Origin of the sequence: Acinetobacter sp. Leaf130 (assembly GCF_001423205.1) — a bacterium.
Classification (GTDB): domain Bacteria; phylum Pseudomonadota; class Gammaproteobacteria; order Pseudomonadales; family Moraxellaceae; genus Acinetobacter; species Acinetobacter calcoaceticus.
In genome coordinates this window covers 1,614,771-1,628,816 of record NZ_LMOE01000001.1, presented here as the reverse complement: position 1 = coordinate 1,628,816, position 14,046 = coordinate 1,614,771, and the positions used below count along the sequence as shown (strand labels likewise).

At 37.9% G+C, this 14,046-nt stretch carries 12 protein-coding genes; 8 read left to right on the top strand and 4 right to left on the bottom strand.

Going from position 1 to position 14,046, the window contains the following annotated elements; all coding sequences use genetic code 11:
* The first annotated feature begins 22 nt into the window (after positions 1-22).
* Entirely contained in the window at positions 23-2,122 is a 2,100-nt protein-coding gene (locus ASF86_RS07260; RefSeq protein WP_056480834.1) for a DNA polymerase III subunit gamma/tau, read from the top strand.
* Between the two features lie 315 nt (positions 2,123-2,437).
* Positions 2,438-4,666 (top strand): phosphocholine-specific phospholipase C, encoded by a 2,229-nt coding sequence (locus ASF86_RS07255; protein ID WP_056480832.1) that lies wholly within the window; start codon positions 2,438-2,440, stop codon positions 4,664-4,666.
* A 48-nt stretch (positions 4,667-4,714) separates the two neighbouring features.
* On the opposite strand, the gene ASF86_RS07250 is transcribed toward ASF86_RS07255, so the two are convergent.
* Both ASF86_RS07250 and ASF86_RS07245 read right to left on the bottom strand, forming a co-directional pair.
* Positions 4,715-5,149: an acyl-CoA thioesterase gene (locus tag ASF86_RS07250; protein ID WP_056480830.1), complete on the bottom strand. Its 435-nt coding sequence runs from the start codon at positions 5,147-5,149 to the stop codon at positions 4,715-4,717.
* A complete protein-coding gene (locus ASF86_RS07245) occupies positions 5,149-6,306 on the bottom strand; it encodes an iron-containing alcohol dehydrogenase (protein ID WP_056480828.1) in 1,158 nt (385 codons plus the stop codon). Before ASF86_RS07245 ends, ASF86_RS07250 begins: the two co-directional genes overlap by 1 nt.
* 349 nt (positions 6,307-6,655) lie before the next feature.
* Between ASF86_RS07245 and ASF86_RS07240 the strand changes: the two genes are divergently transcribed.
* The 6 genes from ASF86_RS07240 to ASF86_RS07215 all read left to right on the top strand — a co-directional run bounded on the left by ASF86_RS07240 (position 6,656) and on the right by ASF86_RS07215 (position 12,201).
* On the top strand, positions 6,656-6,967 hold the full coding sequence (locus ASF86_RS07240; protein WP_004643179.1) for a YcgJ family protein: 312 nt from the start codon (positions 6,656-6,658) through the stop codon (positions 6,965-6,967).
* A gap of 387 nt (positions 6,968-7,354) precedes the next feature.
* The gene (locus ASF86_RS07235) at positions 7,355-8,128 is read left to right on the top strand and encodes a DUF4882 family protein (protein ID WP_056480826.1); all 774 of its coding nucleotides are present in this window, start codon (positions 7,355-7,357) and stop codon (positions 8,126-8,128) included.
* Positions 8,129-8,489: 361 nt separating this feature from the next.
* On the top strand, positions 8,490-8,993 hold the full coding sequence (locus tag ASF86_RS07230) for a low molecular weight protein-tyrosine-phosphatase (RefSeq protein ID WP_056480824.1): 504 nt from the start codon (positions 8,490-8,492) through the stop codon (positions 8,991-8,993).
* Between the two features lie 19 nt (positions 8,994-9,012).
* Positions 9,013-10,047, top strand: coding sequence for a UDP-N-acetylmuramate dehydrogenase (gene murB, locus ASF86_RS07225; protein WP_056480822.1), 1,035 nt, complete (start codon positions 9,013-9,015; stop codon positions 10,045-10,047).
* A 4-nt stretch (positions 10,048-10,051) separates the two neighbouring features.
* Entirely contained in the window at positions 10,052-11,173 is a 1,122-nt protein-coding gene (locus tag ASF86_RS07220; protein WP_056480820.1) for a YdcF family protein, read from the top strand.
* On the top strand, positions 11,173-12,201 hold the full coding sequence (locus ASF86_RS07215; protein WP_005039886.1) for an alpha/beta hydrolase: 1,029 nt from the start codon (positions 11,173-11,175) through the stop codon (positions 12,199-12,201). The genes ASF86_RS07220 and ASF86_RS07215 overlap by 1 nt, the downstream gene beginning before the upstream one ends.
* A gap of 64 nt (positions 12,202-12,265) precedes the next feature.
* On the opposite strand, the gene ASF86_RS07210 is transcribed toward ASF86_RS07215, so the two are convergent.
* Positions 12,266-12,769, bottom strand: coding sequence for a hypothetical protein (locus ASF86_RS07210; protein ID WP_005039888.1), 504 nt, complete (start codon positions 12,767-12,769; stop codon positions 12,266-12,268).
* A gap of 61 nt (positions 12,770-12,830) precedes the next feature.
* On the bottom strand, positions 12,831-13,886 hold the full coding sequence (locus ASF86_RS07205; protein ID WP_056480818.1) for a linear amide C-N hydrolase: 1,056 nt from the start codon (positions 13,884-13,886) through the stop codon (positions 12,831-12,833).
* Between the last annotated feature and the right edge of the window lie 160 nt (positions 13,887-14,046).

Sequence of the window (14,046 nt, the reverse complement as noted above, 5' to 3'; positions counted from 1 at the left end):
ATGCCTGTAACAAGGAGCATACATGTATCAAGTACTTGCTAGAAAATACCGTCCACGTAATTTCAATGAGTTAGTGGGGCAAAACCATGTTTCTCGTGCATTAAGCAGTGCATTGGAACGCGGTCGTCTACACCATGCTTATTTATTTACAGGAACGCGTGGTGTGGGGAAGACCACAATTGCACGTATTTTAGCCAAGTGTTTAAACTGTGAAACAGGTGTGACCTCTACACCATGTGAAGTCTGTGCAACTTGTAAAGCGGTAAACGAAGGCCGTTTTATTGATTTGATTGAAATTGATGCTGCTTCAAGAACAAAAGTAGAAGATACGCGTGAACTTTTAGACAACGTTCCTTATGCGCCAACGCAAGGTCGTTTTAAAGTTTACCTGATTGACGAAGTACATATGTTATCTACGCATTCCTTTAATGCGTTATTAAAAACATTAGAAGAACCACCAGAACACGTTAAATTTTTATTTGCAACGACTGATCCACAAAAACTGCCGATTACGGTCATTTCCCGTTGTTTGCAATTTACATTGCGGCCTTTAGCTGTCGATGAAATTACAAAGCATCTTGGCACTATTCTTGAAAAAGAACAGATTGTTTCTGATCAAGATGCAATTTGGCAAATTGCCGAGTCTGCTCAAGGTTCATTACGTGATGCATTATCTTTAACCGATCAGGCAATTGCCTATGGTCAGGGTGCTGTACAGCATCAAGATGTTAAAGAAATGCTCGGTCTAATTGACCGCACCATTATTTATGATTTGATTTTAGCGATTCATCAGAACCAACGTGAAAAAGTGAGTCAGCTTTTATTACAATTTAGACATCAAGCACTCGATGTTTCACTTGTACTTGATCAGTTGATTTCGACATTGCATGAATTGGCAATTTTGCAATATCTGCCTGATTTGAGTTTAAAATATAGCGATGAAATCAATCGCAAAATCATGCAACTGTCCAAGCTGATTTCTGCTCAAGATTTACAGCTTTATTACCAAATTGCATGTAAAGGACGATCTGACCTACAACTTGCCGTGACGCAAGAACAAGGTTTTGAAATGTGCGTTTTACGCTTATTGGCATTCCGTCCCTTAGCGCCAAATGAAATTATCGTGTCAGAGCCAGTTCAACAAAATCAGCAAGTTGTTGTGAATCCCCAAATTCAACAAACAGCCCAAGATATTGCTCATGTAAGTGCTGTGCAGCCAGTTGAAGTTATTAACCAACCCGCTATTGTTGAACCTGAACCTGAACCTGAACCTGAACCTGAACCTGAACCTGAACCTGAACCTGAACCTGAACCTGAACCTGAACCTGAACCTCAGTCTAATCAGGACTTAATGGTATTTGACCCAAATCATCATGAGTTAATCGGATTTGAGTCAGTGTCTGTTCAAGAAACAAGTAATGTTTTGGAGGAAGATTTCATTCCGCTACCAGAACAAAAGTCAGTACAAGTTCAGGCTGAAACCCAGACCCGAAGTATTGAACCTGAACCAGCTTTCACTGCTGAGCCTATAGGTTTATTTGAAGCACCTAGCATTGATTTTTCACTTGCCCAAGATACGCCCGTTACTAATGATTTAGCCTTAGAACCTGTTGTCGAGCAAGCGTTACTGGTGGAAACCCCAGAGGCGATTGAGAAGGTTGAAGCTGTAAAAGAAGTTAGTGCAACTGATAACGGGCAGCTTATGCCTCAAGACATTTTGAAGCTAACTACGCAAACCTTAGAAGGCGAGTGGACACTAGCAAAATGGGAATATTGGTTTAGAACTAGTCAACTCTCTCCAGCCGTTCAAGAGCTTGCTCAGCATGGCGTGATGACAGGTCAAATTGGTGGCAATACAGTTTTCCATATTCCTCAAGAATATGAAAATATGTTGACTCAATTACAACAAGGTCTTATTGATGCATTAAATGAGCAATGGCCTGATACCCAATTTACAGTTGAATATGGTGCTGTAAATACGGCTACACCATATATCATTCAAAGTGCGCGTAAAGAAAAAGCCTTTCAAAGAGCAGCTGAGTTATTACAACAACAGCCAGTCATTAAAAGCCTCATAGAGACCTTTGATGGCGAATTACAAAATATTCAATTAAAGCCTTAACTTTTTAGTCCTGTGATGAGCTTGGAAAATATACAATTCCATGCTTTTTCACGGGATTGAAACATTCAGGTCACGTCACTGTCATTGTACTTTTCTATGTTAGCCATTTTAGATTTTAAATGGATTGTACATAGACATGAAAAGGCAATACGCAGGAATAACTTCTTTTAAATATTCATATTTTTTATTGATCAGCGCACTTTTGCTGAGTGGCTGTAACGACTCATCAAATGATAATTCAAATGCACCAGACACAGGTAAAAAGCCTGTAATGCGCTGCGCTCCATAAACTTAAATAATAAAAAGAACCTGATCATGATTACACGTCGTAAATTTTTAAATTACTCTTTAAATATGGGCTTTGGTGCTGCGGCATTGGCGGCTTTCCCATCTAGTATTCAAAAAGCTTTGGCAATTCCTGCAAACAATAAAACAGGCACAATTCAAGATGTCGAACACGTTATTATTTTAATGCAGGAAAATCGATCTTTTGACCATTATTTTGGAACATTAAAAGGCGTTCGAGGTTTTGCTGATCGTTTTACGATTCCTCTACCGAGTGGCCGCCGTGTATGGGAGCAACTCAGAAATAACGGGCAAGTTTTAACGCCTTTTCATTTAGATGGTACAGTCAATAATGCACAGCGTGCAGATGGTACGCCTCATACATGGAATGACAGTCAGTTGGCTTGGGATAATGGGCGTATGGCGAATTGGCCAGCCCATAAAACCGATATATCAATGGGCTATTTTAAAGAAAAAGAAATTCCATATCAGTTTGCGCTTGCAAATGCTTTTACGATTTGTGATGCCTACCATTGCTCTATGCACACGGGAACAGATGCGAATCGGTCTTTTCACTTAACAGGCACAAATGGGGCAACACCAACCAAGCGTTCATTTGTAAACAATGAATGGGACTGGATTGATGGTAATCCAGCCACGGCAGATCGAGGTTATACATGGAAGACCTATGCCGAGCGTTTGGAAGAAGCAGGAGTAAACTGGATTTGTTATCAAAATATGCCAGATGAATGGGGTGATAATATGCTTGGTGCATTCCGCTCATTTAGAAAGGCAAATATCGCATCTGGTTATCCAGTTGCAAGTGGTGGTGAACCGAACAAACCATATGCCGACACGGGACAAAAATTACCGTATAAAGCTTATGAAGCTGCGACTGATAATGCCAAAAATCCATTATATAAGGGCATCGCAAATACTTTACCAGGCAATAAACCAGAAGAATACCTCGACGCTTTTAAACGAGACATTCGTGAAGGAAAATTGCCGCAAGTCTCTTGGATTAATGCGCCGTCAATTTACTGTGAACATCCAGACCCTTCAAGCCCAGTTCAAGGGGCGTGGTTTATTCAAGAAATTATTGATGCATTAACTGCTGTGCCAGAGGTTTGGAGTAAAACAGCACTGATTATCAATTTTGATGAAAATGATGGCTATTTTGACCACGTACCATCACCATCTGCGCCATCTCGACTTAAAAATGGTCAATACGCAGGTAAATCAACATTAAGTAGTGCCGATATGCAGGATGAATATTTTGATCATGCTGCACCAGAGGGAAGCCATTCTCAGCCTACACCTGATGGGCGTGTTTATGGTCCCGGGCCTCGTGTTCCATTATATGTGATTTCTCCATGGAGCCGTGGTGGTTGGGTCAACTCTCAAGTTTTTGACCATACGTCCGTGCTTATGTTTTTAGAAAAACGATTTGGTGTAAAAGAGCCGAATATTAGTCCATACCGCCGTGCAGTGTGTGGTGATTTAACCAGCGCATTTAATTTTAAAACTCCAAATGCCGATGTTTTACCGCAGCTCAATGGAAAACAAACACGTTTACAGGCAGATGAGTTAAGAGAAAATCAAGAGGCTTTACCTGCTGTTCCAGTACCAACAGATAGCAAGTTACCGATTCAGCAAAGTGGTATACGTCTGTCACGAGCATTGCCTTATGAGTTGCATACCAGTGCGCGTTGTAAAGCAGATGGAAAGGTGCAATTGATTTTCTCTAATACAGGTCAGCAAGCGGCGGTTTTTCATGTGTATGACAAGCTCAATCTCGACCGTATTCCAAAGCGTTATATTGTAGAGCCGAATAAAACCTTAGATGATGAATGGGATGCTTTAAAAGATAACTTAGGCCGTTATGACCTATGGGTTTTGGGTCCAAATGGTTATCATCGTCACTTTAAAGGTGATACTCAACGTATTGTCGATAGTGGAATTAAACCTGAAATTCGAGTGTGTTATGACATTGCTAATGGTGATGTCTATGTAGAGCTTATGAATGACGGGGCTAAGGATGCAATATTAACGGTAAAACCATGCGCATACCGACAGGATGCTCCATTACAACTTACCGTAAAAGCGGGTCAAGTCGTTAAACAACACTGGGCTTTGGCTGATGTAGGGCATTGGTATGATTTTGAAATCACATGCCAAAGTGATGTGTCTTATTACCGACGCTTTGCTGGTCGGGTTGAAACGGGCGAGGACTCATTTAGTGATCCAGCAATGCTCTAAATAATGAAGAGGCAAAAAGAATAGCTCATTTTCTTTTTGCCTCATTTTTTATAATAAAAATTTCTCTAAAACGTCACGAGTAGACTCAGAAATTGGAACAGTTTTACGCGTTTCACGATTAACAAACACATGCACAAAATGTCCTTGAGCTGAAGCTTGCTCTTGGCCTTGTTTAAAGATGGCCAGTTCATAGCGCAGTGAAGTGTTACCGATTTTACCAATCGCAACACCTACCTGAATAATTTCGGGAAAAGATAATTCCTGAAAAAAACTACAAGCTGAATCGACCACTAAGCCAATTGATTGTGATTGATGAATATCAAAACCTGTTTTTTGAATGAGCAAAGCATTGGCCGCCGTATCAAAGTAACTATAGTAAGTCACATTATTCACATGACCATAGATATCATTATCTGCCCAACGGGTCTGAATGTCTAAAAAGAACTTAAATTGATCGCGGGTTTTTAAAACTGGTTTAGTCATTAATGAATCGCCTGATAAATTGCCAAAGCAGCAGCTTCTGTCATGTCACGAGGGTTATTTTGTAGCAAGCGAGTTTGTAGCATGGCATCTTGAGCAAGCTTAGGTAGACTAGACTCTTCAATATTCAAATCTCTAAGCTTTAAGACCAAACCACTACGATCTAAATGGTTTTGCATATGGTCAATAAACAGATCACACAAACCATCTGTGCTGCCATTGCTATATGGATCTAGCCATTGCATCAGTTCCGCATAGTATTTTTTTGCATTTGGTGCATTAAATTTTAATACTTCTACCAACACTAAGGCATTAGTATGCCCATGCGATAAATGAAAATGCCCGCCAAGTGGGTAAGCTAAAGCATGTACAGCGGCAACGGGTGAATTTGCAAATGCTTGACCTGCAAGCATCGAGGCGAAAAGCATGTTTTGCCTTGCTTCTAAGTCATTACCGTTTTTAAGAACTTTCGGTAAGTTATGGTTCAGTAACTTCAAAGCATTTTTGGCTAAAATATCGGTATAAATATTCTTTTTATGCTTAGAGGTATATGCCTCAATGGCATGCACCATCGCATCAATGCCTGTTGCAGCAGTAATGTGAGCTGGTAAATTTTGAGTAAATGTTGCATCCAAAATAGCGGTATCTGCATACAGTACTGGAGAGACAATCCCCATTTTTGTTGTCTCGCCCGTAGTCACAATTGAAATTGGAGTGACTTCCGAGCCTGTACCAGCTGTAGTTGGAATTAAGATAAGCGGAAGGCGAGCTGTGGTTACCTGATTTACGCCATACATGTCTTGCAAACTTTGGGTCTGGTCGGGGTGTGCGAGTAGAGCAATTACTTTTGCAACATCTAAAGAACTACCACCGCCAAAACCAATAATGGCATCTACATTTTGCTGTTTTGCATAATTAGCTGCATCTAATACCACTTGTTCTGGTGGGTCAGCTTGAACATCGGCATAAATGACATGTTCAATATTAAGCGTATCTAAAATTTGAATGATGGGAACATGTAATTGATTTTTGATCATGCCTGCATCGGTGACGAGTAATAACTTACGGTAAGCTTTTGATGACAAAACATTCTTTAATTCTTGTATAGAGCCTAAGCCTGAGATGATATTTGGAACGGTTTGAAATTGAAAATGGCTCATATACGTTATTTCCTTATTTTTGAACATTATTGTAGAAGGGTTCTTTAGGATTCAATCTTTAAGTAACTTAGCATAAGACACTTTAAAATAAAGTAGTTCTGAAGTGATTATGTTGAGTGTTGTATGAGATAAGCACTACTTTCATATGGTAGGAGGGGGAAGGTAGGCGGAGATCACGCAAGGTATTTAAACGTTTATGGAAAGGTGGGCTTTTTTGTTATTTATACTGTTCGGTAGATTTTCCTGAAGACTACTAATTCATATAATGCCCTAACAATTTATAATTTTATTCGGTTCAAAAGTGAAAATTTCTAAAACTGTACTTAGTCTTATTGGATGTTCTTGTTTAATGCTTAGCTCAGCAGCAATGGCGAAAACCAGCTCTAGCGTCTATTCACCTAAAAATGGTGTAATTTGTGACAAATATATCTGCGCTGACAAGAAAGGTGTATCTAAAAAACTTACAGCCAAATACTTAGGAACTAACAAAGCGAACAGAGCATTCTCTCAAGGTGATTTTGATACTTCAGCATTCACACTCTCAAATGGTGTGTTCTGTGATACCAAAACAAAACTATGCCATGTTGATCGATACTTTGAAAATGGACATCGTAGTAAAGTTGATAGAAAAATGACGGATAAACTTTTTAAAAATAAATGATTTTTATCCTAGTTTTACTTAAAAGCCCATAATATTGGGCTTTTTTTGTAAGTAATATCAGATAAATAGACTACTAATTAAAAAACTATTTAAACCTTCAAAAAATTAGGTTTTTGCTTATAATTAGAGCGACTTTAGCATTCGCATTAATTGCCGCAGTTGTAGTGATGATACTTAGCCTGATAGATCCTTAATTTCATAGACGAAAAAAGATTGTAGAAGTGATCAAAGAAGTTAAGAAAGCCAAAGATGATATTCAAAGTAGTTAACCTGCTTCTGGCGGTATTATTAACTAGATCACATATATTTCTGTCATTTGTCGGATTTAATTAAATTGTTTAGAGACCTGTTTATACTGAATGTTCAAAATAAAAACAGGGTAACGACGTGAAAAATATTATTTTAGCAACAATAATGGGCTTCAGTGGAATCAGTAGTGTATTTGCTGAGTGTACATATAGCTTTGATGCAACATTAGCTCAGTTGCAATCTTTAGGTAATATTTCTGTTCAGAAGTTTCCAACTATTATAGGAAATAAGTTTTCTTATAAGACATCTCAACAAAGTCCAATTTATACGGCTTATAGTCAGGATTATCTGACAAGGGTATTAGCCGCAAATGATAATCAAGCTTCGCTCTATACACGTGGTGACAAAATACTACCGACAACCGGAATAATAGCTTTTGAATATAAAATTAAAGTTCCTACACTAGGTAATACTGGTTATGTAAATATTTTCCCAGCTTTATCTGGTGGAATCATGCAGAACGGTAAGGCTGTACATTTTATAGTTGCTTACCAACATGGGCCGACAAGTAATAATTTTTATATTCAAACTACATCAAATGATAGTGCGTTAGTTACTAATGGATTTAGTTTAGCTCCGGAAGTTACTTCTGATGGTTACCAAAAGATTGGTATTTATATCAATCAGAACTCTAATCAAGTTGGTTTGGTTTTTAATGGGGTAAATAAAGGATATTTTGCAACATTCCCTTCTAAACTGGATAACCTGTATTTTTCACTAACCTCTAATTTTTATGATTTAGCAGCAACTGATGCGAACAAAGATGTCTCTATCGAGTTCCTACTTGATAAATCGAAAATTACACAAAGTTATCCAACTGGTACCAAAGATATTTGTGGAGTAGCTTTGTAAAAAGTCCATCAAATTAAAAGACTCCTCGCCAGCCACTTTCGAGTGGCCTTTTTATGTCTAAACGAAAAATGAAATGAACAGAAAAAAATAATATAAAAAAGTTATTCCTTTGTGTAAAAGCCCTCTGATGAGGGCTTTATTATTTTCTTGAAAATTAGAAGATCAGATCGTTTGTCGACTGATTTATCAACTTTTAATCTATTGATAAACATTATTTTCCTTTTCAAGCCATGTGAGTTTTGACAAAATGCAACACGTCACAATGGTCAATTCAATTCTGACAATAATTTATAGTTTTGTTAGGATTCTGCATGCACCATATTTATTTCTATGTAATTCAAATATTTGGAAGTAATTTCTAATGGAAACACAATATAAGGTGTTATGTGTCTGTTTAGGAAATATTTGCCGTTCTCCCACGGCTGAAGTGGTTTTTAGACATTATTGTGATGCACATCAACTCAATATACTTGTCGATTCTGCTGGAACGAGTAATTATCATCCAAATAAAGCACCAGATCAGCGTAGTCAGCTACACGCTAAAAAAAGAGGCTATGACTTATCCTCTTTACGTGCAAGACAGCTTTCAACTCAAGACTTTTTAGAATTTGATTTGATTTTGGCAATGGATCATCAAAACTTTAATGATATTCATGACATGCTACAAAGTGCGGTTTCTCAGTTTGGGACTCATCAAATTCGTGCAAAAGTAGCTTTAATGAGCGAGCATGATCCCCAATATCCACAACAAGCCTTACCTGACCCTTATTATGGCGGAGCTGAGGGCTTTGAACGTGTACTCAATCAATGCGAGTCCAGTAGTTTGGCGTGGATTAATATTTTAAAAAAACAATTGAATGTTTAAGAGTAGGTTTTTCAATACAATGCAAATTCAAAATCAGGTACAGCTTAAGCCATTCAATACTTTGAGTTTAGATGCAACAGCGTCTCACTACACCAAAGTCCAAACTATTCAGGATATTGAGGGAGCTCTGGGTTTTGCTGAGCAGCATAATTTAAATGTACTTGTATTATCGGGCGGTAGCAATATGCTACTGCCGCAACAGATCAATGCGTTGGTTATTCATCTAGATATTCAGGGTATCGAAGTTTTATCGAACGATGATGATTTCGTTCGAGTTAATGTTGGTGCAGGCCAAGTCTGGCATGATTTCGTTTTATACAGTACTCAGCAAAATTGGTTTGGCTTGCAAAATCTTGCACTTATTCCTGGATTAGTCGGTGCTTCACCTGTACAAAATATTGGTGCTTATGGGGTAGAAGTAGGTGAGTTTATTGAATCGGTACAAGTATATGACCGTAAACTTAAACAAACTCAGACAATTTTAGAAGCAGATTGCCGTTTCGCCTATCGTCATAGCATTTTTAAAGATGATCCGAACCGTTACATCATTACGCATGTGACTTTTAAATTGCTTAAACATCCCCATTTAAAGCTTAACTATGGTGATTTGAAGCAAGCAGTTGGAGATAATCAGACTGCCGAGAACTTACAAAATCAAGTCATTCATATTCGTCAAAGTAAACTCCCTGATCCAAAAGAATATCCAAATGTGGGAAGTTTCTTTAAAAATCCAATAGTTAATCCTCAAGAATTTGAGCGCTTAGTCACACAATTCTCAACAATTCCACATTATCCTCAAGCGAGTGGAAACGTTAAAATTGCAGCAGGATGGTTAATTGATCAGGTGGGTTGGAAAGGTAAACAACTTGATATGGTGGGTATGTTTCATAAACAGGCATTGGTTTTGGTGAATTATGCCAATGCATCTCTTACTGATGTAAAGAAAACTTATCAGGCTGTACAACATGATGTTGATCAGCGTTTCCATATTATGTTAGAACCAGAGCCTGTGCTTTATAACAGTTTAGGTTTAATTGAAAATCATACGGAATAGTTTTATGCCACAAGTACACTTAATGGTACGTTTAGTACAAGTAGTCACCGTGCTATTTTTACTATTGGGCTGTTTCGTGGTTTTTTTATATTCGCCGTTTTATTCAAAATTAATTGTAGCTGGACTTAATTATTTTGTACCGGTTGATGTTAATCAAGTCGCTGCTGAAAGCCAGAGACAGGCTGCATTAAGTGAGCATGACAATTTAGAACCAGGCTCAAATCTATGGATTGCTCGTCAAGCATATTTAAAGCTGACTGAAAAAGCTTTACGTGAAAAAAAGACAACAGATCTGACCTATCTTCAAGAAAACTATAAGGCTTTGCAGCAAATTATTCTTTTAGAAGAAAAGGAACAAGATTCAGAGGCAGCCGCTTCCGTAACTGTTCCTTTAGTGGTTAGAAACTCAGAAATTGATGCGGCAGATGAAGCAAGCAGCCCAGTTGACGAGTCACTTTTGATTAGTAGCTCTGAAAATAAGGCACTTACAGAACAATATACAGAGTTCTTGGCAAGAAAGCCTGAAGTACCAGAGCATCAAAAAGCTGTTAGTGAACCTGAACAGAAAATTGAGTATGTCCGTAAAAACCCAATACCAGTCCAGTCTAAAAAGTTATCAGAACCTTATGCAATTGTTGTATTGGGTGGCGGATTAACCTTAGATAAAAATGGTAAAGATATTGTGGTTAATGGCTACACCCGCTTACGCTTGGAAAAAACTTTAGAAATTGAAAAACAAAGTCATCTTCCTATTGTGCTTAGCGGTGTTGAAGCGCCTTATATGCAAACTTGGTTAAAAGAGCGCGGTGTGGAAGCAAAACTATTAGAAAAACGTAGTATGAATACATGTGAAAATACACGATTTAGCTCTTTGTTGCTTCAGAAGAAAGGGGGCGCTCCGACGGTTATGTTGGTTACTGATGAATATCATATGCCGCGTACACGTCGACTATTTGCCTTAAATGGTATAGAAACGATTCCTGTTGTAGCTCCAATGCCAACATCACTTACACGCTGGCAACCAAGTGTGCAAAATTACGATCATAGCCGCCGTGCGAATTATGAATTACTTGCGACAATTCGCGACATGTTGTTTGGTTCAAGCGATTGTCGAGAGGTGCCTTAATGTCAGATATCCCATTTCTCAATCCTGCTGTATTAAAGCAATTAGATTTACCGGTCCCGAACCGTGATCTTACACCACAGGTTTTAAGTCCACTCAATTTAAATACCCTAGAAGAACCATCTCGCGATTTACTGGCCTATCGCAAGTTGTATGGCTTACATTTACTTGAATGTGACCATTGGCAAGGCTATGTTCAAATGCCTTTATTTCGCTTACATGTGCAGGTTTTCAAACCTAAAATAGACAAAATTCAAGGTACTGTCTGTTTATTACATGGTTATCTTGAGCATAGCGGTATTTATCAGCCCATCATTCGAGAAATTCTTGAACAAGGTTTCAGTGTAATTACCTATGACTTACCTGGTCATGGCCTCAGTAATGGTTCACCGGCAAGCATTCAAAATTTTGACCACTATCAACAAGTACTGATGGCTGTTTATCAATATGTGAAACATGCAGATCAGTTGCCTAAACCTTGGGTGGGAATTGGACAAAGCACGGGCGGGGCAATTTGGATGCATCATTTATTGGAATATGCTGAAAAACGCCAAGATCCGATTGTAGATAGAGTCTTATTACTTTCTCCTTTGATTCGTCCTGCAAAAACAGCATGGTGGCATAACCCAGTTGGATTGGGCATTATTCGCCGTATTAAGCGCCAAGTACCAAGACACTTTAGACGTAATAATCATAATCCTGAATTCTTACGCTTTATTCGCTTAAAAGATCCGTTGCAACCTCGGATGATGGGGATGGACTGGATTTTGGCAATGTCAAAATGGATGCAAGAAATGGAAGAACGGCCCGCTTGCCGTATCCCTGTCTGGCTTGCACAAGGTGCTCTCGATCAAACGGTTGACTGGCGTTACAACATTGAATTTATTCGTCGTAAATTTAGGCTTCAAACGCTATTAATGCTTGAAGAAGGTTCACATCAATTAATTAATGAACGTGCAGATATACGTGCGGCTTTAACAGGATTGATTCCAGCCTTTTTACATGCGAAACCAAAACATTTTTATTATTAAAAAATCATGCATCTATCCAATAATTTTGGATATTTGGATAGATGCATGACTTAATCTATCTGCTTTATTTTGAATTTTGATAAAGCTGCATGAAGTTTTTATAAACTGAAGATTGCTTTTGTGGACTATACATATTGCGTTCAATCGTTCCTTTATCCGTTTTTATTAAAACGTTTACATTTTGAGCATTTTTAAACTCTTGTAAGAATTGGCTTGGAATAATAAAGAACGTAGTTGAATGTTTAGGCACTAATCGACTTACATTCGTTTTTTCAGTCGCTTGAGCGGGTTGATAAGTAAATCGTTTGCCATCAATATCAAATATTAACTCGTTAATATCATAAAAGTTATAACTACTACTTAAATGAACATCTACACGCAGCTGATCTTTTTGATTCTCGTTCCATTTAACGAGCAAGCTAGGACATAATTCAGTTGGTAAACAGTTGAGCTGACCAGCTGTCTTTACTACTGTAGGAGCTGTTGCTTTATCTGTACCAAATTGTGTGGTGCTGCAAGCCGTTGTAAGTAGACAAGAACCCAATAAGAGTAGAGATTTCTTCATCATATAAATTCCAAGATAGTATGTTTAATATTATTTATGTTAAGGCCAATAATTTTGACATAAATTAACGTGTAGTTGGGCTTAAAAATACAAATGGTTTTGCAATTTTAAAGGAAGAAGTAGCATCACCTGCATAGATATGGCTTTGATCGGGCCCTAAATCAAGTCTACGCGTTTTACCATCTTTAAAATTAATCTTTTTTAAGTCAACCCAAAACACATTTGGTGATAGGGCAGACTCGAAAAAATAGAGCATCTGTTTATGATCGGCCACAGTTCGCCAACGAGTTGAAGAGATATTAGGTTCTTCTTGAGTATTTAGTCCATAGGGAACAGACGCATTTCGAATCACACTAAATACAGAGGCTTGAGCCTGTTTACTATCATCATTTTTAGGAATTGCATTAATATAAAATGATGCACGTGCAAAGCGATCAGATGCTCGGTTTGTACCAGGGAGCATGATCGTTCCACCAATTTGTTTCCAGTATTCGGCAAGTGCGAGTTGCTTATCGAAAGTAGGTGAGTTAGTCATGACTTGATAGCTGCGACTATGGTGAATAATCTGCTTTCCGTCAATATATTCAATAATTGCGCTATCACCTGTTTTGTCAGAAATAGATAAATGCAGGGTGGTAAGCCTTGATTCACCTGGAACATTGTCGGTAACAATGGTGTAAGGTTCTTTTTCTAATGCTTTAACGGCTTCATCGACAGTTGCGAAATTATCGAGTACATATTGCGCCCAAGCTGCAATGCTTAGTAATGGTTTATTAGATTTTTTTACATCTGGATATTGAGATTCTACTAACCATAAAATATTGGCAACCAATCCAGCTTCATTCATGCCATCTGTTGTGGAAACTTCATAACCTGTGGCAATCACACTTCCATATTTAGATGTCCATTTTATTGAATTGGAGCCTGCACTACCATCACGAGCAATGCCACTTGGCATAATCCACAAATTTGTACCCGTATCAACTTTCCAGTCCATTGAGCGAGCAGTAATAATATGTTGGTTATTGCCTAAATATACGGCACGTGTACAAGCAACAGCATAGCTACTTAAACCTACTGCCAGTGCGACAAAAGAAGAGATGAATGTTTTTTTCAACATGATGAGATACCTTCTTGTTATAAGCATTAAAAAATTTTTATTAAATAAAATTAAAGTGTGTACGTTATTTATACTTTTATATTAGGTGAAAAATCGATTAAATACAAATTAAAAAGAGAGTGGAATTTAATCAAAAATCACATATTATTTTTAAATATGG

Coding starts and splice junctions, on each gene's coding strand:
- ASF86_RS07260 (WP_056480834.1), top strand. CDS start 23: ATGTATCAAGTACTTGCTAGAAAATACCGTCCACGTAATTTCAATGAG.
- ASF86_RS07255 (WP_056480832.1), top strand. CDS start 2,438: ATGATTACACGTCGTAAATTTTTAAATTACTCTTTAAATATGGGCTTT.
- ASF86_RS07250 (WP_056480830.1), bottom strand. CDS start 5,149: ATGACTAAACCAGTTTTAAAAACCCGCGATCAATTTAAGTTCTTTTTA.
- ASF86_RS07245 (WP_056480828.1), bottom strand. CDS start 6,306: ATGAGCCATTTTCAATTTCAAACCGTTCCAAATATCATCTCAGGCTTA.
- ASF86_RS07240 (WP_004643179.1), top strand. CDS start 6,656: ATGCTTAGCTCAGCAGCAATGGCGAAAACCAGCTCTAGCGTCTATTCA.
- ASF86_RS07230 (WP_056480824.1), top strand. CDS start 8,490: ATGGAAACACAATATAAGGTGTTATGTGTCTGTTTAGGAAATATTTGC.
- murB (WP_056480822.1), top strand. CDS start 9,013: ATGCAAATTCAAAATCAGGTACAGCTTAAGCCATTCAATACTTTGAGT.
- ASF86_RS07220 (WP_056480820.1), top strand. CDS start 10,052: ATGCCACAAGTACACTTAATGGTACGTTTAGTACAAGTAGTCACCGTG.
- ASF86_RS07215 (WP_005039886.1), top strand. CDS start 11,173: ATGTCAGATATCCCATTTCTCAATCCTGCTGTATTAAAGCAATTAGAT.
- ASF86_RS07210 (WP_005039888.1), bottom strand. CDS start 12,769: ATGATGAAGAAATCTCTACTCTTATTGGGTTCTTGTCTACTTACAACG.
- ASF86_RS07205 (WP_056480818.1), bottom strand. CDS start 13,886: ATGTTGAAAAAAACATTCATCTCTTCTTTTGTCGCACTGGCAGTAGGT.